Here is a 21,851-nt window from a genome sequence, read left to right as displayed (position 1 = left end):
AAGACATTTGGGTTGTCGGTTCGGTGACCAGACCATGAAACCGGCAGACGTGTTGTCGCCCGACCCTGCGGGTGGTACCGAAAGCGGGGGCAGTTGGGTCGCCGGATTGGTTCCGAACCCGATTGCGTTGCGGTGCCTTTCGGTCGAACTGCGCGCGCCGCGGGAAATCGTCGCCGGAGAGTCTGCGAAGTTCGTCCTCCGTATTCGAAATCGTGCGCCGATTCCGCTCGGCGTGCGCCTGCCGACGAGTCGGCTCTGGGGATGGGACGTTGATGGCATTCCGGACGCCGACGAACGACGCTTCGAACCGCCAGAAAAGTCGCGGCGAGTCGCCTTTCCGCGACGGGGTATCCGTCAGTTCGAGGGAACGTGGGACGGGCAGATTCGTCGTTCCGGAATCGACGGCGACGAGTGGCGACCCGAACCGGGAACGCACACCTTGACAGGGTATCTTGCAACCGGTGAAAATACATCAAATTTACAGGACAGCGTACAGATTACTGTTCTGATCAGATAACCCTAGTATAAAAGGGCTGTCTTATTTGCTATATCCATCTTTGCTATTAGGTATCACGAACCGGGCAACGTGCCCGCACTACCGACTACCATGACTGATAAAGACAATCTCCCCCTCGACCGACGACGCTTTTTGACCATGAGTGCACTCGGCGGGGCCACGATGCTCGCCGGGTGTGGCGGCCAGACGACGGACGATGGACCGAGCGACGGGTCGGAAGGTGGAACGTTCATCAACACGTCTCCAGAGAGCGCGACGACACTCGACCCACGTATGAACGAACTCGCGTGGGCGAATTCGATGATGCACTACCTGTTTGATACGCTCGTGACCATCAAACCCGACGGAAGCGACATCGTTCCTCATCTCGCAAAGGAACGACCGAAAAAGCAGGACGAAACGACGTACACCGTTCCGCTCAAGCAGGGAGTCATGTTCCACGACGGAAGCGAGATGACTGCCGAGGACGTGGCGTACTCGTTCAACTGGGTGCTCGACCCGAAGAACAAATCGACGAATCGGGAGAATCTTGGCTTCATCAAAAGCGTCGAGAAGACTGGCGATTACGAGGTGACGTTTAACCTCAGATACGCGTATGCGCTGTTCGAACTGGAACTGGCGGGGATGAACGCAGCCATCGTTCCGAAGAAAGTCGCCGAGGACAAGGGGCAAAAGAAGTTCGCGCAGAAACCGGTCGGAAGCGGCCCGTTCAAACTCAAGGAGTGGCAGTCCGGGTCACATCTCACGCTCGAACGGTACGACGATTACTTCCTGGAGAAGGCCAATCTAAAACAGATCAAGTATCGCATTATTCCACAGGCACAGACCGCATTCGTTGACCTCAAAACCGGTGGCGTGCATCAGGCGTCCGTCTCCGAAACGTTGCTAGGGGAAGCGAAAAAAGTCGATTCCATCCAGATGAAGCGCATCTCGCAGTTCGATTACAACGGACTTGTTTTCAACTCGAAACGAGAGCCGTTCGATAATCGGAAAGTTCGGGAAGCGATGCAGTACCTCGTTGATTACGACGAGATGCTGAAAGCGACGAAGGGAGAACTCGCAAAGCGAAGCTATGGGTTCATGCCGAAAGAGGTGAACGAGGCGTGGAATTTCCCATGGCAAGAGTGGAAACAAAAATACTACCCGTCGAGAGACCACGAAAAGGCGAAGCAGTTGCTCGAAGAGGCGGGATACGGTGACGGGTTCGACGTGACGATGTCCACACTCGCGTCTGGAAAGTTCAAGAAAATGGTCATCAAGTTACAGAACGAGATGAACCAAGTCGGTATCAATGCGGAGGTGCAGGAAGTGGACACCGGTCGATGGCTCGACCAACTCGATACGGGGGAGTTCGACGTGACTATCTACGGCTGGTCCGGCGGCCAAGACCCCGATGGATTCTACTACTATCTGTTCCGCAATCCGCGTAATGACGACGGTGGCGTGGAAGATAATTACATCGGCAACGCCGCCGGAGGAATGCTGTACGAGGCATACCCCGACAGCGAGAAGTTGAAAAAAGCGGACGAAAAGATTCGAGAAGCGCGTAAGCTTGGGACCCGAGAAGAGCGCAGAAAGCTGTACATCGAACTCGCGGAGACGTTCCAGTCGGAGTATCCCCACATTCCGGTGTACTCGGAACAGTCCGCCACCGCGTGGAGCAAGAAAGTCAACGGCTACGACCCGACCGCGTTCGCGGCGCAACCGCTGTGTAACAAGTGGTCGAACGTCTCGCTCGACAACTAACAATCCACCGTTTCCATACACGAAATTATGAGTATGTACCGATACACCGCCCGGCGACTCCTACAAATCATTCCGGTGTTGTTGGGCGTGTTTACCCTTACCTTCGTCATGATGCACGCGCTTCCGGGCAACCCGGTGCGCATCTACCTCGGATTGAATCCGAGCCAAGAACTCGCGGACGACCTCATCCGGCAGTACGGGTTCAACCAACCGCTCTGGCAGCAGTATCTCGATTACCTTGGACGGGTTCTTACCGGGAACCTCGGCGAATCATTCCTGATGAAACGTCCCGTCACCGACCTCATGCTGGAGCGTATCGGGCCAACCCTCACGCTGATGGGTCTTTCGTACGTCATCGCACTCCCGATTTCGCTGTTGCTCGGTGTTTATGCCGCCTCGCGACACAACGAGCTGGGCGACCATGTCTCCCGATTTTTGGGACTGGCAGGACTCTCCACGCCGAACTTCTGGCTCGGGCTGATGCTCATCTTCCTGTTCTCTTACGAGCTGGGCTGGCTTCCGACGTCGGGGTACGTACCCTTCGCACAGAACCCGGTGGAGTCGGCGAAACGCCTCGTGATGCCCGTCGTCACGCTCGCGACTGCACAGACCGCGACGTTGATGCGCATGACGCGTTCCAGCATGATCGAAGAGCTATCGCAGGAGTACGTCCAGACGGCCCGGGCGTACGGCTTGCCGGAACGCCGCATCCTGCTCAAACACGCCTTCAGAAACGCGTTGTTGCCACTGGTGACCATCATCGGGCTCCAGCTGTCGTTCCTGCTGGACGGCAGCGTCATCGCGGAGAAAATCTTCGCCATCCCCGGCATGGGCCGACTGTTCTTCAATGGCATCACGAAACAGGACTACGGCGTCATCATGGGAATGACACTGTCGTTCGCGCTGTTGTTCCTCATCGGCGTCCTGCTGACAGACCTCGCCTACGCGTACATCGACCCACGAATCAGATACGACTGATATGAGTACGACCAATTCACTCTCCGAGAGCAGCATCGACACCGAGAGCAGACTCAAAGGAACCATCCGAGAACTCAGGTACAGTCCGACCGCCATCGCTGGCGCAGTTATCATCGGAATCCTCGTCGTGCTGGCCATCTTCTCGACCATCGACCTCGTGGTGTTCGACAAGGCCCTCATCACTGCGATTCACGAAGACCCCCACGCGATGAACCAAGCCGAATCCTACTCGCCACCCTCCCTCGACCATCCGATGGGAACGGATAATTTCGGCCGGGATGTGCTCTCTCGAATCGTTTACGGAAGCCGAATCGCGCTCGCCATTGGCGTCATTTCCGTCGGAATCAGCTTCCTCGGTGGAATCGCCTGTGGCGCGGCGGCGGCCTACTTCGGCGGTCGAACCGACGACACGATCATGCGCCTGCTTGAGGTGCTATACTCGATTCCGAGCCTCATCCTCGCCATGACGATGATGGCGATTCTAGGACCGAGCGTCTACAACCTTTTCATCGCTTATGGGGTTATCGGCATCCCGGCATACGCCCGCGTGATTCGCTCCGAGGTGCTATCCATCCGCGAGGAGGAATACGTCGAAGCGGCGCGCGCCGCCGGACTGCCGAACCGAACAATCCTGTTCCGCGAAATCGTGCCGAACGGACTGGCCGCGGTCGTCGTGCAGGCCACCCTCTCGATGGGGAGCGTCATCATCGGTGCGGCGGCCCTGTCGTTCCTCGGGTTCGGTGTCCAACCGCCGACGGCCTCGTGGGGGCGAATGCTGAGCAGTGCCCAAGAAGCGATGGTTCTCGCGCCGTGGGTTGCCGTGTTCCCCGGCGTGATGATTTTCATCACCGTGATGGGGTTCAACCTGCTCGGTGACGGTCTGCGAGACGCGATGGATCCGCGGACGACGCTCCGCAAGGCGAACTGGGACGAACTGGACGACGATTTCCTCCCCAGCGAGAACGCGCCGAGGGAAGAACCCGATGCCGTCGCCGACAGACCCGCGACGGACGGCGGGACTGATGCGAATCCTGAATCAGAGACGAAGACAGGAGAAAACGAGAATGAGAGGGGGAGAATGCAATGAGCCTCCTCGAAGTCGAAGACCTCCGAACGTACTTCTACACGGAAGGCGGCATCGTGCAAGCCGTCGATGGCGTCAGTTTCGAGGTAGACCGCGGCGAAACCATCGGATTGGTCGGCGAGAGCGGGGCCGGAAAGAGTGTGACAATCAAGAGCCTCCTCGGCCTCATCAATCCGCCCGGCAAGGTGGTCGATGGGTCGGTTCGATTCGACGGGCGCGACCTGACCGAGTGTTCGGAGCGCGAACTGCGACAGGAAGTTCGCGGGAGTGAAATATCGTTCGTCTTCCAAGACCCGATGTCGGCGCTGAACCCGGTTTTCACCGTGGGTCATCAAATCGCCGAAATCGTGGAGTACCACACCGACCGGAACGAGAAAGAGGCTCATGAGCGGACGGTCGAACTGTTGGACGACGTGGGGATTCCAGACCCCGAACAGCGGGCCGACCAGTACCCACACGAGTTTTCGGGCGGGATGCGCCAGCGCGCGCTCATCGCCATGGCGCTGTCGTGCAGTCCGAAACTCATCATCGCGGACGAACCGACGACGGCGCTGGACGTGACGATTCAAGCCCAGATTCTCGACCTGTTCGACGAGATTCAAGAGAAATACGACACAAGCGTCGTCTACGTCACGCACGACCTCGGGGTCGTGCGTGAAGTCTGTGACCGAGTCGCCGTGATGTATCTTGGCAAGGTGGTCGAACAGGCACCCTACGAAGAACTATATCGAAATCCGAAACATCCCTACACGCAGTCGCTCCTGCGCTCCGTCGTCCGCCCGGATAAGCGCGCGGACGCCCTGAATCCAATCGAGGGAACGATGCCGAGTGCAATCGACCCGCCGTCTGGTTGTCGATTCCGCACGCGCTGTCCCGTCGCGGTTGACGACTGCGCCCGCATCGAACCGCCGCGAATCGACGTGGGGCCAAACCACGATTCGGCGTGTATCCTCTACAAAGACGAGTACGGTGAGAAAAACGAACCGACGCTTCACCAGCGAGGTCAACGATGAGTCAACGCCTTCAGCAACGACCCCAAGAATCGGACGAACCACTGCTTAGAGTCGAGAACTTGAAAAAACATTTCCCGGTCAACACCGGCTTCATCAGTTCGATTCGGTGGAGTTCCGACGGCGGATTTCCGCTCGAACTGGACGACAAGAGTGTGAGAGCGGTCGATGGCGTCAGTTTCGACCTCTATCCCGGCGAGACGCTGGGCGTCGTCGGCGAATCCGGCTGTGGCAAATCGACGCTCGCGCGAACCTTGCTCGGTCTGACCGAACCGACCGATGGGGCGGTCGAATTTCGCGGAACGCGAACCACGACGTTCGACAGCGGCGCAAAACGGGGGTTTCGGCGGAACGCCCAGATGGTGTTCCAAGACCCACAGTCGAGTCTGAACCCGCGCCGAAAAGTCGGGAACATCATCGCCGACCCGCTGGAAGCGGCAGGATGGGACGAAGCAAAGCGCCGGGAGCGCATCCGCGAACTACTCGAACAGGTCGGATTGAAAGAGGAGCATTACGGACGCTATCCGCACGAGTTTTCGGGCGGCCAGCGCCAGCGAATCAATCTCGCAAGAGCGCTGTCGATTAACCCAGACCTCGTCATCGCGGACGAACCGGTGAGTGGATTGGATATGAGCGTGCAGGCCCAAATCCTCTCGCTGATGCAGGATTTACAGGAGGAGTACGGACTAACCTACCTGTTCATCACGCACGATCTCTCGGTGATCCGGAACGTGGCAGACCGCGTTGCCGTGATGTACCTCGGCGATTTCGTGGAAACCGGCCCGGTTGACAGGCTGTTTACGGAGCCACATCACCCCTACACCCGCGCCCTGCTGGATTCGGTGCCGAACCCCGACCCCGGCACTCGCGGCGTCGAATCGAAACTGGTCGGCGACGTGCCGAGTCCGAGCGACCCGCCATCCGGGTGTAAGTTCCACACGCGCTGTCCGTCGCTCATCGTTCCCGACCCGTTCACTCGGAATGAGTACCGTGAGTACATGGAACTCAGAGGCGACATGCGCGACGAAACGCTACAAACCGACGCCGACCCAGCGTCGGTTCGAGCACACTACTTCGAGGGCAACCTTCCGGCACGAGTCGAGGAAACCGTGGAGCGGGCCGTTTCGCACGCGGCGGGCGGAAACTGGAACGAAGCACAGTCCGTGCTTTCCGAATATCTCTCTCCCTGCGAAGCACACGTCCCGGAACTGGAATCCGTCGATGACGGCCACCTGTCGGCCTGTCACATCGACAGCGACGACCGAGAGGCCTTCTCGTGGTGAACTCCGACAGTTTCGCATCGAGCGTGCTGGCGCGGAAACTCGGCGGCGACGAACTCGTCGCACACGACCCGGACGTGCCGCTCCCGCCAGCGTCGAACACGAAATTGCTCACCGCCGCGCTCGCGTTGCACCATCTCGGCCCGGACTACCGATTCGAAACGGGCGTTTTCAGGGATGGGGATTCCCTCGTCCTTCGAGGACGAGGGAATCCCTCGCTCTCGTCATCGCAACTGTCTATACTCGCGGAGCGCGTCCGAAACGAGGATATCGAGACGGTCACGAACCTCGTCGCCGACGTGGGATGCTTCTCCGAAGCATCCCGCGGGCCGGGATGGATGTGGGAGGATGGAAAATACGGCTACGGCGCGGAAAGCACGGCACTCGCGCTGTCCGGCAATACGGTTTCGGTGACGGTGTCCGGCACCGACATCGAAGTCACCCCGAAACAGAACACGACCGAAATCGTCGCGGAGTTCGACCCGTCTGCTGACGAACTACGCGTCTTTCGAGACGAGGACGAAATCCGAATCGAGGGACAACCGCCTGACGAACCGCAAACGGAAACCGTTCCGGTCGTCGACCCAGTTCGTCACTGCCTGCTCGCGTTTCGGGATACACTGGAAGCGGCGGGAATTAATCACACGAGCGGACTGCTGATTTCCCGAAATTCGGATTCAGGAGAGACGATTGCGACCGTGAAATCGCCGCCCGTTTCCGAACTCGTTCGGGAGATGAACGTCCCGTCGGACAATTTCCTCGCGGAGCAACTCGCCAGAACCGTCGCCCGCGAGGTTCGCGGCGACGGTTCGTGGAACGAATGGGAGACAGTCGTGAGCGAGTTTCTCGAAATCCGTGACGCAGGCGGGGCCAGAATCCGGGACGGTTCCGGCCTGTCGCGGTACAACCTGGTTTCCGCTCGGGGATTGGTTCGCGTTCTCGAATGGGTCGAAAAACAGCCGTGGTCGAACACGTTTTTCGACTCGCTTCCGCACCCCGGCAAGGGGACGCTGGAAGAGCGACTGTCCGATGTGGATTGTGAAATCAGGGCAAAAACGGGGACGCTTACGGGGAGCAGAACCCTTTCGGGAATCGTTCGTCGGAATGGCGGAAACAACGACGTAATGTTTTCCGTGCTTCTGGGTGGATTGACCGGCGAGGACGAGGAGGACGCACGAGAGACGATTGACGATTTTGTGCGGGAACTGGCCGGTTGAGGGACGGAAGTTTTTGTTTGAGGAAGCGGCCAACAAGGAGCGATGCGTAGTATTCGAGTGGTCGTTTGGTCAGTGATTTCAGCAGTGCTACTGGTGTTTCTTTGCCATCACGACTACCGAACGCGTTTCAAAGCAGAGCACGCCGTCCGTCGAACCCGAAACGGTAAACCGGAAATCCGAATTGTCGGCATCGGGCCACCGCCACCCGCGAACGACCGCTGTTACCCGTACCACTCATTCCGCCCCGCGCCGCCGGCACGGAGCATCGCCACCGATGCGTCAAAGGCGTCAGCGTAGCCATCGCCTTCGACGCGCGTCGTCCGCCCGCTGATTCGTTCGACCGACGGAAGCCCCGCCGAACGTGCGGCCTGATTCGTCGTGGCCCAGTCGGCCTCGATAGCGACCGGTTCGTCCGGCACAGGTTGGGAAAATTCGTTGCCTTCGTCTCCGACCCGCCGAACCGCTCGCTCCGCGGCGGTTCGAATCTGCTCGCGGGCGTCTTCGGGTGGAAGACAATCAGCGGTGAAGCGGTCGATTCCGTCCTTGACGACCGCAGTTTCTACGTCTTCCAGTTCGTCGCGGGCCTCAACTTCGGTTGCGTCGTCGCCCGTCACGAGGCCGACGGGAACGTCGAGCGAGCCTGCGAGTCCGGCGTTCCAACCGAGTTCGCCGACTTCGGCGTCGTTCACGCGAAGCGAGACGAGTATCTGCGGGTAGAAGGTGTGATTCAGGACTGCTTTTTGGGTTCCGGCTTTGCCGTGATAGCCAACGAAGAAGGCAACGTCGTGGTCTGCGGTGAGTCCCTGCATCATCGACCGTGGTTTGGTTCCGCCGCGAATCAGGCGGGCAGAGTCGTGGAGTGCGCACCGGGAGAGGTTCGTCATCGAAGAGTGAGAATCGTTGACGAGAACGTGTTCCGCCCCGCCCGCGACTGCCCCCGCTACCGCGGCATTCACGTCGCCGACCATCAGTTCCCTGCCAGCGTCGTAGTCGAATTCGCCTTTCACCACGTCGCGCGGGTCGGCGATGCCCGTGATGCCTTCCATGTCGGCGGAGACGAAGACGTTCACAGTTCCATCTCCAAGGCCCGCTCGACTTTCTTCAGGGTTCGTTCCCACGTCGCTCGCTTCGAGAACACGTGGTTCTCGTCGGGATAGTAATCGGCGTCGAACTCCTTGCCGAGGTCAGTCAGGCTTTCGACCACGAGGTCTAACTGCTCGAAGTTGACGTACCGGTCGCCGGTTCCGTGGAAGTTGTAGAGCGGAACTTCGTAGTTGTCCATGTGCGTCGCGGGCGATGCTTCGGCCCAGCGGTCGGGCACCTCCCACGGTTCGCCGCCCATCCGGAGCACTTCCGCGGAGGCGGCGCGCGGATATTTGGTTTCCTCGGCCCAGTCGCGGTACAGTTCGAGGTCGGCGAGTCCGGCGAGGTTGATTCCCAGCGCGAACACGTCCGGGTGCGTGCCGAGGACTTGGAGCGTGGCGTAGCCACCATACGAGAGTCCCCAGACGGCGACCGAATCGGCATCGACGTAGTCGAGTCCCTTCAGGTACTCGCCCGCTCGTGCCACGTCCTCGATTTCGTCCGCACCGCGGACGCCCGCGATGGCTTGGCGGAACTCCCGTCCGTAGCCGATTCCGCCGCGGTAGTTGACGAACAGGCCGACGTAGCCCTTCTCCGCGAGATACTGGTGGAACGTGTAGAAGAGGCTGTACGACCGCGAGGGATGCCAGCCATCGCGCATTTGCCGCATGGGGCCGCCGTGGACGCAGACGACTGCGGGGAGGTCTGTCGCGTCGTCCGCAACTGCATCCGATTTTCGCGGATCAAGCAGATAGCCGTCGATACATCGTCCTGCACTTTCGAACTCGATGCTTTCGGGGTCGATTGGCGAAATCGGCCACGATTCGATTGCGGACCGGGTAAGTCGATGGGTTCCGTCATTCGTATCAACGGTATCGACGCGGATTTCCGGCGAGCGCTGGGCGTCCGCGTGCAGATACGCAAGACTATCGCCCGACGGCGACGGTCTTGGATACACGTTCGTGCCCGACGTTTCGACGAGGGATTCGATTCCTCCGGAAAGCGTAACGGAGTAAATGTGGCGTTCTCCGAAATCGTTTCGATTCGAGGCGAACACGAGGGTTTCGTCGTCAATCCACTGCGGCGTCTCGTCGGCGACGCCCTTGTCCTCGAACGTTCCCTCCGTGAGTTGCGTTCGTTCGCCGGTTTCTGTGTCCACGACGTGAATGTGGTCCCAGCCGTCGAGCGGGAGGGCGAGTGCTACTTTTGTTCCGTCGGGTGAGACTTCGGGTGCACCCTGCGAGACGACGCCGCGTTCGCGGTCGATTTCCCGCGCGAGAACGATTTCCTCGCCGTCCTCCGGGTCAGCTGCGACGATTCGCCGGACGCGTCCGCCTTCGCCTCGCTGGTCGAAGACGACTCGACCGTCGGCTAACCACGTCGGACTGTGACTCGACATCGTGTCGCGGGTGCGCCACACCAATTCGCCGGTTTCGACGGAGACGACGCCGACCTGCGTCGTTTCGTCGTCAACGAACCGGTAGGCGAGATGTGTATCGTCGTCAGACCACGCGAACATTCGAGATTTGGCGAGGAACGGGCCGCGCTCCGGCACGTCGTAGGTTCGTTCGCTGCCGGTCGCAACGTCGCGGACGACGGGGCGGCCATCGCGGTAGAACGCGAACCGCGACCCGTCGGAAGACCACGTGTAGGCCTCTCGGTCGTCCGGCCCGGCGATGAGTCTGCTGGTCGTCTGTCCGTTCGGGTCGGCCAAAAAGAGGTCACCGTCGTCCGTGGCGACGAGCAGTTCCGCGGCAGTCGGCGACCACGAAATTTCGGTGACGAAGCCGTTTTCGGGTGAGAACCGCCACGTCCGTTCTCCGGTTCGGTCGGAGACGAACAGGGCTTTTCCGTCGTCTTCGTACAGCGTGACGGCGAGAAACTCACCGTCGCAAGACCACGAAGGGGGAGCAGGATACTCCACATCGAGCACATCAGAGAGAGTGAGGTTCGATGGCATACCAACCTAATTTACGCACACCCTCAAAGCGATTCCCAATCCGACGAGGGTTCGAATCGAATACATTTTTGGTACGTTAGTAGTTCCGTCCGGCGAGTTTCGTCAGGAATGCGTCGAGCACTTTCTGTTCGCCTTTTCGAAGGTGTTCGAGGAACGTCGGGCCGCTGATACCGAAATCGTCCGCGATGTCGTTCGCCGATATCTCACGGGGCCAGTTGTAGTAGCCTGCATCGTGCGCCTCGAACAGGCATTCCGTCTGGCGCGCGGAAAGCGAGTCATAAATCTGGTCACTGGTGTCGGCAAATTCGACGTTGTCGTGGGGGTTCACCTCGTGAATAGCTTCCAGCGTAACGTCGTACTCCTCTTCGAGGCGGGCGAACACGGATTCCAGTCGATCTGCGCGGACGAGGACAGTCCACTGTTCGTACCCGCCCGTGATGTGAACCGGTTCGATGGGCATAAACTCCGAGTTGACGATTTCGGGGACGATGCTGGACGCGCGCTCGTAGGTGACGACGACGCGGGCGCGATTTCCGCCGTCTTTCAGGATGGCCGTGCTCTCGACGACCCGGTGGGCGTCGATGGCTTGCACGAACGTTTCGATGTCGTGGTCGCTCTCCGAGACGAGAATGAAATCGCCCTTGACCGTTTCATCGGTCGGATAGAGCGATTTTTCCAGAATGTGGGTTCCGTCGTACTCGTCGGTCACTTCCAGCGTCCAACAACCGGGATGCCACAGTTTGAGTTCGACCTGCCGATAGGACGCCCCATCGTGTTGGTCTTTAACGTGGATAACACTCATGGCATGTGATTACGCCACACGGTGAAAAGTTTGTGGATTTTCCGATTTACGTTTTGCGCTGGGCGGCCCACACCGCAGTCGCGCCGAGGAGAATCGCGGGAACCAGCGGCACCACGATGTACGCGAACTTGAACGGCAGATACGGCGGATTGATGTAGATGAGGAGGGGCGCGATGATGAACGCGAGCACCATCACGGCGACCAGAATCCAGCCGCTTCGTCCGAACTCCCTGCTTTCAGTCATCATAGTTCACTGTCGGGTTTGACGACGACCTTCCCGAACCCGTCGCGGTTTTCGAGCATTTCGTGGGCGCGCGCCGTCTCGCTCATCGGGAGCACGTCCCGGATTTTGGGTTCGAACGTGCCGTCCCACACCAGTTCCAGCGCGTCGTCCGCCTCGCCGTGGGAGGCCATCGTGGAACCGATGACGGACAACTGATTCCAGAAGATGCGGTTGATGTCGGTTTCCGGTCGTCCACCCGTGGTCGCCCCGCAGGTCAGAATCCGGCCACCCTTGGCGAGGCTTTTGAGGGAGTCCTGCCACGTCGCCGCGCCGACGTGGTCAACGACGACATCAACGCCGCGCTTTCCGGTCAAGTCGCGGATTTGCTCGACGAAATCGTCGTCCTCGTAGTTGATGGCGTAGTCCGCGCCGAGTTCGCGCGCGTGGTCTAATTTCCCCTCGCTACTGCCGGTCGCGTACACCGTCGCTCCGGCGTAGTCCGCGATTTGGACGGCGGCGTGGCCGACACCGCCGGACGCGCCGAGAACCAGCACTTTCTCGCCGGGGCGAACGTCACCCCGAGTCAGGAGCATGCGCCACGCAGTCTGGAAGACGAGCGGCGCTGCGGCGGCAGTTTCCCACGAAACGCCGTCCGGAACCGGAAGCAGGTTGTCCTCGGGCATGACGGCGAGTTCGCTGTGAATCCCACGAACGTGTTCGCCGATGACGTGGTATTTCACGCACATCGAGTGCTGGCCGTGGCGGCAGAACTCGCATTTTCCGCAACTGACGCCCGCCGAGAGGGCGACTCTGTCACCGGGTTCGAAGCGAGTCACGCCCTCGCCGACGTCGATGACTTCGCCCGCTCCGTCACTGCCGGGGATGTGCGGCATGTCGAGCGAGAGGCCTGGAAGCCCTCTGCGCGTCCACACGTCCAAGTGGTTCAGCGCGCCCGCTTTCACGTCGATGAGAACTTCATCTCGTGCTGGTTCCGGGTCGGGGAACTCCGCGTAGTCGATAACCTCCGTCCCGCCGTGTCCTTCGAACTGGACGGCTTTCATGTGCGGTATGTCGGATGGGAGGGCTAAAACTGTACCTCAACGGAGTCGCCGACGATTTTTAGAGGTCGCAACGGAAACGACCACCCATGGTCGATTTTCAATCGCGCGACACGCGCCGCGCACCGGTTGACGAGGAGGACGAGACAGAAGACGAAACTGCTGAAGAAAGTGACGGACGGAACGAAAACGAAGAACGACAAGACGACGACCATCAGCACAACGACGACGATACCAAACACGACCACGACGACCACCAACACCACCACGCCCACGATAAAGGCGAACTCGGAGTCGGCGTCGTCACCGTTTCGTCCTCGCGCTCGCTGGACGAAGATTCAGCGGGCGACGCCATCGCCGAACTGGTCGAAGCGGACGGCCACGACATGGTGACACGGGAACTCGTTCCGGACGACTACGACACGATACAGAAAACCGTGGACAACCTCGTCGGACGAAAGGACATGGATGTGGTCGTGACGACCGGCGGAACCGGCGTCACGCCCGACGACGTGACCATCGAAGCGGTGACCCGGCTGCTCGAAAAGGAACTGCCCGGATTCGGCGAATTGTTTCGCACGCTTTCCTACGACGAAATCGGAACGAAAGTCGTCGGAACGCGGGCGACGGCGGGCGTCGTGGACGGCGTCGTCATCTGCTGTCTCCCCGGCAGTGAAAATGCAGTTCGACTCGGAATCGAAGAGATTCTACTCCCGGAAGTCGGCCACCTCGTCGGACTGTCGGGGCGAGAGTAGAGAACGGAAAGGAAAAGGGGAAAGTCGAACCTCAGAGACGAAGCGGTTCTGCCATCTCCCACCGCGAGGAAAACTGGTTGTTGACGTTCGCCGCAAATTCTGGGTCTTTGAGGTCGATCATGGCGAATGCCTCGCCCGGCGACAGCGGATTCGCCACCTCGATGCACACCTCGATTTCGTCGATGAGATTGAACGTCCCGTCGAGTTTCGGCGTCGTCCGTACCGAAAACTGTGGATGGTCGGAAAGCGTCGTGGCGTACCGGTCGCCGACGCTCGGTGGAAGTGTCCGAACGAGTTCCGGCGACATGAGCACCGACACTTCGACGTCGCGGTCGAGTGCGCGTTCGATGTGCTCGGTGACGGTTTCGCCGACGTCGCCGATGTCGAACGTCGGCGACACTCGCCCGGCAACCATGACGATTCGCTCTTCGGCGGCGTCCAACCGTTCGACCAGCAGTTCGAGCGATTCGTCCGGGCCGACTGCCGCCGTCCAGAACCCTTCTTCGATGGGCGGTTCGGCGGTGTCGAGTTCGGTGCTCAACTCGTCCACGATGCCTTCGTACTGCTCCGCCTTCGCGTCCAGTTCTTGCAGTTTGTCGTCCAACAGTCGGTCGAGCGCGGTGCTCGGTTCGACCGCGACGTACTTTTTCGGCCGACTCGCGCTCTGACTGCGGACGAGATTGTGCGTCTCCAAGCTGTTGAGAACGTCGTATATTCTCCCCATCGGTACTTCGCTCGCGCGCGACAGTTCCTTGGCCGTGGTCGGCCCCGTGTTCAACAGTGCCCGATACACCCGCGCCTCGTATTCCGAGAGCCCCAAATCGCGGAGACTTGCCATATCTGTTGACATTACGCTGACTCTATAAAAACGCTCCGTGCGTTCGTCGATATTCCAACCGCATGCTTGTTTTTATCTATGTTATTCATTTTAAAAGAAACTCGTTGCGAGTTCGTTCAGTTCGGCGGGCGTGCTCGCGGGGTCGGACATCGTCCCCTCGGTAACGAGATAGGCGTGACCGGCTTCGAGTTCGGCGCGGACGGCATCCCTGCCGTTCGTGCCACTCGCATCAGTCGTGTCAGTCGCATTCGGAACGACGACTTTCTCGTGGTCGGCGATACGGAGTCCCGCCCGATGGAGGTCTGACCCCACCGGGGCGGCGACGAGAATCTGAAGCGGTTTTCTGCAGACGCGGGATGCGGCGGTGCCGTAGCCTGCAACTTGCACGCCGATTCTGTCCGCCGCGCCAGCGAACGCACCGAGGGACTCCCGCGCCGTCTCCTCGTAGCGTGATTCACCGGTGAGAATCGAGAGGTCAACCAACACATCTGCGAATGCGGCGTTTCCATCGACCGGGCGGAGCGGTCGGTCGAGCAATCCTGCACCCTCCATCGGCCCATCAACGAACGCGCCGTCGTCTTGTTGGAGCGTGTCGATGGCGTAATCCGCAACCTCTTGCGCGGTGTCCAGATAGCCGGAATCCGTCGCATTCTCATCGCCGAGCACCTGCACAGCAGTCGTGAAGGCCCGAGTGACGTGTGTGTGGTCGGCGAGTAGGCCGGATTCGGCCGGTTCTTCGCCGGGATTTTTATAATGGGCGACCACGCCGTCGTCCACGAGCGAGTCGAGGAAGGAAAGCGTTCGCTCCGCGTAGCGTCGGGCGTAGTCGTCGTCGGTGTAGGCCGTGAAGGTGAGCAAGGCGTCAGCGGCCAGCGCGTTCCAGTCCGCGAAGGCAGTTGGGTCAACGTCGGGCGCGTCCTCGCTCTCGCGGTCGCTCGCGTCGCCGCCGTAGTATCCGTCGCCGGGTTGTTGGCTTCCGCCGAAGGCGTCGCCGTTCCAGAGCGTCGTCGTCAGGTATTCGATGGTTTTCTCGGCGGGGTCGCGGTAGCGTTCCTCGCCCGTGTACAGGTAGGCGTTCGCGTAGGCGCGCACGAGCGCTGCGTTCGCGTCGAGCACCTTTTCGTGGTGAATGTCGTTCCAGTCGCGGGTTCCGGCGTAGCGGAAAAAGCCACCGTCATAGTCGTCGAACAGGTTCGCCGTGATTGGAGACAGGGTGGCGAGTGCGCGCTCTCGGTCGCGTTTCAGCGCGAACTCGATCGTTCGCGGAACCGGGAACTTGGCGTCGTCGCCCCACCCACCGTGGGTCGAGTCGAACCGGTCTTCGACCTGTCCGACCAACAGACGCTCGATTTCCTCGGTTACCTCCCCGGCGGGTGGATTCTGGTCACGAATGTTTCGCGGCACCTGCGCCGCTTCTCGTCCTTTGTGTTTCCAGAGGTCACGCACCTGTCCCACGACCTGTCGCATAGTGTCGTGGTCGAGGAAGGTGGCACCAGTGAGATGTTCGCCCTCGGGCGTGAGGAACACGGTTGTCGGAAACCCGCCCATGTTGTATCGTTCTCGAACCCGTGGATGGCGGTCGATGTCGACCCGAATCGGGATGAAGGAGTCGTTGACGTTCGCCGCCAGCGTCGGTATCGAATACGTCTTTTCGTCCATCTCGTGACACCACGAACACCACCGCGCAGAAAGCGACAGGAGGATGGGTTTGTTCTCGTCTTTCGCCGCCTCGAATGCGTCCGCACCCCACTCTCGCCACTCGATTTTCGTTCGTTCCGCGGACTCGTCCATAGGCGAGGATTTGGGATGGATGGGGAAGTGGTTTCGGAAATCGCCGAGAGAAGGACTTTTCTAGCGAATGCATCAAGTATAGTGTTTAAGTTACACTGTTGAGCAAATGTTGGTTCTGTTGTGACTACTGATGTAGGCAATATTTGGGTTGGCCGGGCGCGCTCGCGTGCCCGGCCTCGGCGGCCTGGTGTCTCAAAATCGCTCTGTGATTTTGATGTCCTGAAAAATCAAAGATTTTTCGGATGTGACGAACGCGGAGCGTTCGTAACCAGCAGGGAAGAACTTGCTTCTTCCCGTGGATACGGGCGAACGAGAAACGAGGGACTGTAAGAAGCGAGTGACGAGTGAGGGTGATTTGCAAACAGCATTCTTTCACCAAAATTAGAAGGCGGTAGCGAAAATGTGATTCGTACCGCGCAGTCACAGCAGTAACTCCTGTGCTGGCTCTGTTGTTATAAACGAACAGAAAGTCGCTCGACAACCGTTTCGTCGCGTCGTTATTCGTCGTGAACTTCGACCGACTCAAGCACAACGTCGTCTTTCGGTTTGTCCTGTCGGTTCGTGTCTACCGAACCGATTTCCTTGACGACGTCCATGCCGTCGATAACTTCGCCGAAAACCGAGTGTTTGTTGTTGAGGTGTGGCGTGGCATCCAGCGTGATGAAGAACTGCGAACCGTTGGTGTTCGGGCCGGAGTTCGCCATCGACAGGATACCCTCGCTGTCGTGTTGGAGGTCGGGGTGGAACTCGTCGTCGAACTGGTAGCCGGGGCCGCCGCGGCCGGTTCCGGTCGGGTCGCCGCCCTGAATCATGAAGTCGTCGATGATACGGTGGAAGATGACGTCATCGTAGAGCGGTTCTCCGGAGACTTTGTCGCCGCTTTTCGGGTCTGTCCAGTCGCGGTCGCCCGTTGCGAGTCCGACGAAGTTCTGGACGGTGCGGGGTGCGCGCTCGTCGAACAGTCGGACTTCGATGTCGCCGTGATTCGTGTGAAGCGTGGCTGTCAGGTCGTCTGCCATAGCCGAACCGTCTACCTCCAAGGAAAAAAGGCGTTCTATCCTATCTGCCCGCAGTCGTGTACAGCACCGGGGCGATAACCAGCAGTGCGAGGCCGAGATAGGCGAAGTGCGGCGGTGCGCCCATCGCAACCACGGTGAGGAACAACAGGCCGAACAGGATAGTGTTCAACGACAGTACCTTTCGGGACTTCAGCGGAATCGCGGCCAGCAGTGAGAGCGCGAACAGGACGAAAACCGCCTGTCCCACGTTGTATTCGATGAGGAAATCGTCAACGAGTGGGAGTGGGACGAACTCAAGCATTCCTGTCCGTGAATCGGTGTGAGTTCTCCTTTAAACTTCCGCTATGCCCCGCTCGACCCTGTCAGTTTCAGCGGTCTGACCCAGATGTACCAGATGAGGAGCGCGGCGGTGAGATAGCCGGTGTAGAAGACCGCGGTTCCGACGAAATCGTATCCCATTTCCGTCAGGACGTATTTCGACATTCCGGGGACGACGACACCGAGTGCCAGCGCAAGTCCGAAGCGAACCTTTCCCGCGGCGTTCTCTGTGCTCATGGCATCGCCTACGCACTGAATAGGGGTGAATCGCTCGGTTCGCACCGAGAAGATATCAAACCACAAAGTATTTGTCCGGATGTGAAATTAATCGGACATGAATCGTGAACGAACACTGGCGGGCGGCATTGCCATCATCGTACTGGCGTCCCTGCTCGCCGTCGTCCTGATTCCCGGCGCAATCGCCGAAACGGACATCGAGGACGTCCGGGCCAGTTCCCTCCAAATCGAGGATGTGGCCATCGAACCCGGTTCCGTCTCCGGCGGCACCGCGACGTTGGCCGTCGAAACCCGCCTCGAACACAGGGGCGGCCCGGCGGAGAACGTTTCAGTCCTCGTCAGGGCAATTCACGCCGATTCGGGATTAGTCGAGACGACCACTCGGCAGGACGTACCGACCATCGAAGGGGAACGCGAAGCGAGTGTCACGCAGAACATTTCGGTCGAACGACGCGGCGACTACCGAATCGAAACCGTCGTCTTCCGCGACGGCGAGCGAATCGCGGAGGGTGCCAAGGAGGTCAACGGCGTCGGCACGCTCAAACCAGCCTACGCGGAAACTAGCGTCAATTTCCACTGGCAGGACAGCGCGAGCGAGTTCCCGCCAATCGAGTACTCGATTGCGGACGCCGGGGACGAGCAGACCACCCTCAACGTTTCATCGTACCTGACAAATCAGGGAGACAATCCGTCGGAAAACGTTCGCGTCGTGTTCACGGCGCGGCAAGCCGACTCGAACATCGTCGCCGACCGCGTGTCGGTGCCAGTCGGCGAAATCGAGGCGGGACGGACTGCAAGTCCATCCGCCTCGCTGTCGGTCGCGGACGACTACAACTACTACCTCGACGCCGTCCTCTGGAAGGACGGCGTCGTCGTCGGCTCGGCACGCAGTGCGGCGAATCTCGACCCCACGGAACGACTTTCGGTCAACGAAACAAATCGGGAAATCGACCTCTCGGTGTCGGATTTCTCTGGAGACAACAGTCCGAACGCGGCCACGGAAGCAACCACCACTTCGAACGACAGCGGACAACCGGGTTTCACCGCTCTCACGAGTGTCGCCGCACTTCTCGTGGCGGGTGCAATCGCACGGAGGAACACGGACAACGATGACTGAAACGGAATCCAAATCGACGGCCATCGCGGAACCGGCCAGCGACCAGACGGTACGAACCGACCGGAAAAAAGCAACTCGCGGGGAGCAGAATCGTGGAAAATCCAATCGGGAGAAACCAAACCGCGAGAAGGTACAGGGATACATCTATCGAGGTGCACTGGTGCTTCTCTGTTTCCTCGCCATCGTCGCCCTGTTCCAGTTCTACATGAGCGCGCTGGCGGTGATTCGGACCTTCGTCGCCGACCAGTACCGCCCGGTGTTCAATGCGGCGTTCAACCTCGCCGTCCTGTTGGCGACCGGCATCGGCATCTCCTCCGTCGTTCGAAAAATCGAATAGTTACCTGGCGCGAACCGTCATCTCGACCGGATTTTCGGGGTGAATCGTGACGAACGGAACGAGCGAAAGCGGCGCGTCGGAAACGAGTTCGAAATTGAACTGCGTGCCGAGTGTCGCAAGGACGAGTTTCGCTTCTCGCATCGCGAATCCGTCGCCGATACATTTGCGCGGGCCGCCGCCGAACGGGAAGTAGGCGAAGTCGGGGAGTTCTCGGCGGAACTCCGCCGTCCATCGTTCCGGACGGAACGCCTCGGGGTCGTCGAAAAATCGCCCGTCGCGGTGGACGACCCACTGCGGGGTGGAAACGACGGTGTCGGCAGGGATGTGAAACCCGGCGAGCGTATCTTCGTTTTCGGCCTGTCGATAGATGACGTATGCAGGCGGATAGAGTCGCATGGTTTCCATGACGATTTGTTCGAGGTAGTCTAACTCCGCGAGGTCTGCCACGGTCGGCGAGCTATCCACTTTCGAATCCAATTCGTCGTGGAATTTCCGTTCCACCTCGGGATGTGTCGCAAGCAGATACCACGCGTAGGTGAGCGTCAGCGCGGTCGTGTCGTGGCCCGCGAGCAACATCGTCATCATCTCGTTGCGAACCTGCTCTCTGCCCAGCATGCCGCTTTCTTCCTCGCCGAGCAGTTTGCCGAGCAAATCGTCAGCCTCGCCGTGAACCTCGTGTTGTCTGCGAATGTCCCGCAAAATCCTGTCCAGAACATCGACCGACCGGCGATAGCGCACGTTTCGCGGTGTCGGAATCTCCTCGGGAACGAATCCCTGCGGGCCGGGGCGGAATCGCTCTCCGACCTCCAGCAGGGCTTCGCGGATGGTGCGCTCCATGCCGTCGATTCGCGCCCCGAGAAGACTTTCGACCACGATACGAAGCGTCAGTTCGGACATCTCGCGGTGCATATCGACGTGTTTGCCGTCGTACCACGAATCGCCCAATGTCTCCGAATCGCGCACGATGATGTCGGCGTAGTCGTTCAGCTTGTCACCGTAGAACGACGGTTGCATCACTTTTCGCTGGCGTTGCCAGTGTTCCCCGTTGCTTGTCAGTAGGCCGTCGCCGAGCAGTCCACCCAATCCTTCGTCACCACCTAAACTCGGTTTCTTGTAGTTCTCGGCGTTCGTCACCAGCACTCGACGGATCGCTTCGGGGTCGGTGACTTGGTACACCTCCTGACTGTACACGTCGATTCGGGCGACGTCGCCGTACCCGTCCGCGACACGCTCCATGAACCCCAACGGGTCGTCGGCGTAGTGGAGACTCGACCCCAGAAACGGTACCCCCTCCGGCCCCGATGGCACGCGCTCTGCCATAGGAGACAGTAGGTCGCAGGCGGTAAGAATCCTCGCCCAAACAGTGACAGATTTTTTATGAATCATGGTGAAGATTGAGTATGAGCAATACGCACGAATCTCTCGCCGACCAAATTTCGGGTATCTTCGCGCTTCTCGTTCTCGGCGCAGGGTTGACCGCGCTGTTTCTCGGCTATTCGTGGTTCTGGATGGTATTCGTTCTCGGGTTCGCCGTTGCCCTCCCGATTGTGGCGATTCTCTCGGAATCACTGTTCGGAACCGGAGACGAAAGCAAGAGCGAATGGCGGGAAGACGAATCGAAATCGGAACAAGTGGACGAACAACAGGACGCCCTCGACACGCTTCGACGTCGATACGCGTGCGGCGAAATCGACGAAGCCGAGTTCGAACGTCGGGTTGCTCTGCTGTTGGAAAACAAGACGGTGTCGGACGTGAGAGCGCGGAGGGAGCGAGAGCAGAAACGAGAAACCGAAAGAGAGCGCGAACGAAACTGAGTTTCCATCGGGGTGAAAGCTTATGCCGTCGTGTCGATTTTTGAGAATTGATGAAGCGACGTAAGTTGTTGGCCTGTGGGTCTGGTGTTCTTTCGGTTGGGCTGGCAGGATGTATGGACTCGGTCGGAATCGAAGGAGAAGACACGACGCAGACGACTACAACGGAATCGACAACGACAGTAAACTCACGAACTACTTCTCCGGCGACCACCACTGAGCCGGGAACGGAAGAACTCAGGATTCTGAACGACGATTCTACAACCTACGAAATCGACCTAACCGTGGCCAAAATCGGTGATGAGGAAAATCCGGTTGTGGATTCTCGCTATGAAGTGCCGAGCAAATATTTGCTCTACTTTTCGCCGTTTCTCGAACATGGACAGAAGTATTATCTGAAAGCAGTCGTGAAGCAAGGAGCGACGCTCGAAAAGACGATTACAAACGACGGGTGTGTAAACGACCAGTACAACCCCGAGGGAAACAAGCCTCTCGTCCTGAGCATTCGGGATGAGGAACTCGATACCTTGTTTTGGGAGTGCGATGTTGTCTATCCGACTGTCGAGTACACGGGTTCGATGGCAAATCAGCACGAAATATCCGATTCTGAAGCGACGACGACCACTCCCTGACCCGCCACAATCGGTTTCCCTGTATCTGCTGACTGGCT

General features: G+C 59.4%; 23 protein-coding genes. 12 read left to right on the top strand and 11 right to left on the bottom strand.

The features are described from left to right. Nucleotides 1-34 precede the first annotated feature (34 nt). From HL45_RS03310 to dacB, 7 genes are all read left to right on the top strand, one after another. A complete protein-coding gene (locus HL45_RS03310) occupies nucleotides 35-517 on the top strand; it encodes a hypothetical protein (RefSeq protein WP_049969675.1) in 483 nt (160 codons plus the stop codon). 90 nt (nucleotides 518-607) lie between these two features. Next, entirely contained in the window at nucleotides 608-2,263 is a 1,656-nt protein-coding gene (locus tag HL45_RS03305; protein WP_049969674.1) for an ABC transporter substrate-binding protein, read from the top strand. Between the two features lie 27 nt (nucleotides 2,264-2,290). Beyond that, entirely contained in the window at nucleotides 2,291-3,241 is a 951-nt protein-coding gene (locus HL45_RS03300; protein ID WP_049969673.1) for an ABC transporter permease, read from the top strand. A 1-nt stretch (nucleotide 3,242) separates the two neighbouring features. After that, nucleotides 3,243-4,328 (top strand): ABC transporter permease, encoded by a 1,086-nt coding sequence (locus HL45_RS03295; protein WP_144239992.1) that lies wholly within the window; start codon nucleotides 3,243-3,245, stop codon nucleotides 4,326-4,328. Then, nucleotides 4,325-5,338 (top strand): ABC transporter ATP-binding protein, encoded by a 1,014-nt coding sequence (locus HL45_RS03290; protein WP_049969672.1) that lies wholly within the window; start codon nucleotides 4,325-4,327, stop codon nucleotides 5,336-5,338. Before HL45_RS03295 ends, HL45_RS03290 begins: the two co-directional genes overlap by 4 nt. Continuing rightward, nucleotides 5,335-6,618 (top strand): ABC transporter ATP-binding protein, encoded by a 1,284-nt coding sequence (locus tag HL45_RS03285; RefSeq protein ID WP_049969671.1) that lies wholly within the window; start codon nucleotides 5,335-5,337, stop codon nucleotides 6,616-6,618. The genes HL45_RS03290 and HL45_RS03285 overlap by 4 nt, the downstream gene beginning before the upstream one ends. Further along, the gene (gene dacB / locus HL45_RS03280; RefSeq protein WP_233274673.1) at nucleotides 6,615-7,832 is read left to right on the top strand and encodes a D-alanyl-D-alanine carboxypeptidase/D-alanyl-D-alanine endopeptidase; all 1,218 of its coding nucleotides are present in this window, start codon (nucleotides 6,615-6,617) and stop codon (nucleotides 7,830-7,832) included. The genes HL45_RS03285 and dacB overlap by 4 nt, the downstream gene beginning before the upstream one ends. Nucleotides 7,833-8,053: 221 nt before the next feature. Here the strand turns inward: dacB and HL45_RS03275 are convergent, their stop codons facing one another. From HL45_RS03275 to HL45_RS03255, 5 genes are all read right to left on the bottom strand, one after another. Then, nucleotides 8,054-8,902: a M55 family metallopeptidase gene (locus HL45_RS03275; RefSeq protein WP_049969669.1), complete on the bottom strand. Its 849-nt coding sequence runs from the start codon at nucleotides 8,900-8,902 to the stop codon at nucleotides 8,054-8,056. Then, on the bottom strand, nucleotides 8,899-10,875 hold the full coding sequence (locus HL45_RS03270) for a S9 family peptidase (RefSeq protein WP_049969668.1): 1,977 nt from the start codon (nucleotides 10,873-10,875) through the stop codon (nucleotides 8,899-8,901). Before HL45_RS03270 ends, HL45_RS03275 begins: the two co-directional genes overlap by 4 nt. Before the next feature lie 76 nt (nucleotides 10,876-10,951). Next, nucleotides 10,952-11,677, bottom strand: coding sequence for a helix-turn-helix domain-containing protein (locus HL45_RS03265; RefSeq protein WP_049969667.1), 726 nt, complete (start codon nucleotides 11,675-11,677; stop codon nucleotides 10,952-10,954). 46 nt (nucleotides 11,678-11,723) lie between these two features. After that, on the bottom strand, nucleotides 11,724-11,924 hold the full coding sequence (locus tag HL45_RS03260) for a hypothetical protein (RefSeq protein WP_049969666.1): 201 nt from the start codon (nucleotides 11,922-11,924) through the stop codon (nucleotides 11,724-11,726). Next, entirely contained in the window at nucleotides 11,921-12,961 is a 1,041-nt protein-coding gene (locus tag HL45_RS03255; protein WP_049969665.1) for a zinc-binding dehydrogenase, read from the bottom strand. The genes HL45_RS03260 and HL45_RS03255 overlap by 4 nt, the downstream gene beginning before the upstream one ends. 86 nt (nucleotides 12,962-13,047) lie before the next feature. Between HL45_RS03255 and HL45_RS03250 the strand changes: the two genes are divergently transcribed. Beyond that, nucleotides 13,048-13,713 carry a MogA/MoaB family molybdenum cofactor biosynthesis protein gene (locus tag HL45_RS03250; protein WP_049969664.1) on the top strand — a complete coding sequence of 222 codons (666 nt, stop codon included), beginning with the start codon at nucleotides 13,048-13,050 and terminating at the stop codon, nucleotides 13,711-13,713. 31 nt (nucleotides 13,714-13,744) lie between these two features. On the opposite strand, the gene HL45_RS03245 is transcribed toward HL45_RS03250, so the two are convergent. From HL45_RS03245 to HL45_RS03225, 5 genes are all read right to left on the bottom strand, one after another. Continuing rightward, nucleotides 13,745-14,551, bottom strand: a complete 807-nt coding sequence (locus tag HL45_RS03245; protein WP_049969663.1) for a TrmB family transcriptional regulator — start codon at nucleotides 14,549-14,551, stop codon at nucleotides 13,745-13,747. Between the two features lie 90 nt (nucleotides 14,552-14,641). After that, complete coding sequence (locus tag HL45_RS03240) at nucleotides 14,642-16,342, bottom strand: DUF255 domain-containing protein (RefSeq protein ID WP_049969662.1); 1,701 nt, start codon at nucleotides 16,340-16,342, stop codon at nucleotides 14,642-14,644. A gap of 497 nt (nucleotides 16,343-16,839) precedes the next feature. After that, nucleotides 16,840-17,361 (bottom strand): peptidylprolyl isomerase, encoded by a 522-nt coding sequence (locus HL45_RS03235; protein WP_049969661.1) that lies wholly within the window; start codon nucleotides 17,359-17,361, stop codon nucleotides 16,840-16,842. Between the two features lie 40 nt (nucleotides 17,362-17,401). Further along, entirely contained in the window at nucleotides 17,402-17,662 is a 261-nt protein-coding gene (locus HL45_RS03230) for a hypothetical protein (RefSeq protein WP_049969660.1), read from the bottom strand. 41 nt (nucleotides 17,663-17,703) lie between these two features. Further along, on the bottom strand, nucleotides 17,704-17,916 hold the full coding sequence (locus HL45_RS03225) for a hypothetical protein (protein ID WP_049969659.1): 213 nt from the start codon (nucleotides 17,914-17,916) through the stop codon (nucleotides 17,704-17,706). A gap of 97 nt (nucleotides 17,917-18,013) precedes the next feature. Between HL45_RS03225 and HL45_RS03220 the strand changes: the two genes are divergently transcribed. Then, nucleotides 18,014-19,033: a DUF7490 domain-containing protein gene (locus HL45_RS03220; RefSeq protein ID WP_049969658.1), complete on the top strand. Its 1,020-nt coding sequence runs from the start codon at nucleotides 18,014-18,016 to the stop codon at nucleotides 19,031-19,033. Then, nucleotides 19,026-19,370 carry a hypothetical protein gene (locus HL45_RS03215; protein WP_049969657.1) on the top strand — a complete coding sequence of 115 codons (345 nt, stop codon included), beginning with the start codon at nucleotides 19,026-19,028 and terminating at the stop codon, nucleotides 19,368-19,370. The genes HL45_RS03220 and HL45_RS03215 overlap by 8 nt, the downstream gene beginning before the upstream one ends. Here the strand turns inward: HL45_RS03215 and HL45_RS03210 are convergent, their stop codons facing one another. Further along, nucleotides 19,371-20,690, bottom strand: a complete 1,320-nt coding sequence (locus tag HL45_RS03210) for a cytochrome P450 (RefSeq protein ID WP_049969656.1) — start codon at nucleotides 20,688-20,690, stop codon at nucleotides 19,371-19,373. Between the two features lie 80 nt (nucleotides 20,691-20,770). Between HL45_RS03210 and HL45_RS03205 the strand changes: the two genes are divergently transcribed. After that, nucleotides 20,771-21,184, top strand: coding sequence for an SHOCT domain-containing protein (locus HL45_RS03205; protein WP_049969655.1), 414 nt, complete (start codon nucleotides 20,771-20,773; stop codon nucleotides 21,182-21,184). A gap of 50 nt (nucleotides 21,185-21,234) precedes the next feature. Next, on the top strand, nucleotides 21,235-21,813 hold the full coding sequence (locus HL45_RS03200; RefSeq protein ID WP_144239991.1) for a hypothetical protein: 579 nt from the start codon (nucleotides 21,235-21,237) through the stop codon (nucleotides 21,811-21,813). The last annotated feature ends 38 nt before the right edge of the window (nucleotides 21,814-21,851 follow it).

This window comes from Haladaptatus cibarius D43, assembly GCF_000710615.1.
Taxonomy (GTDB): domain Archaea; phylum Halobacteriota; class Halobacteria; order Halobacteriales; family Haladaptataceae; genus Haladaptatus; species Haladaptatus cibarius.
The sequence above is the reverse complement of the archived record's forward strand: the minus strand, read 5'-3'. Positions and strand labels throughout refer to the sequence as shown.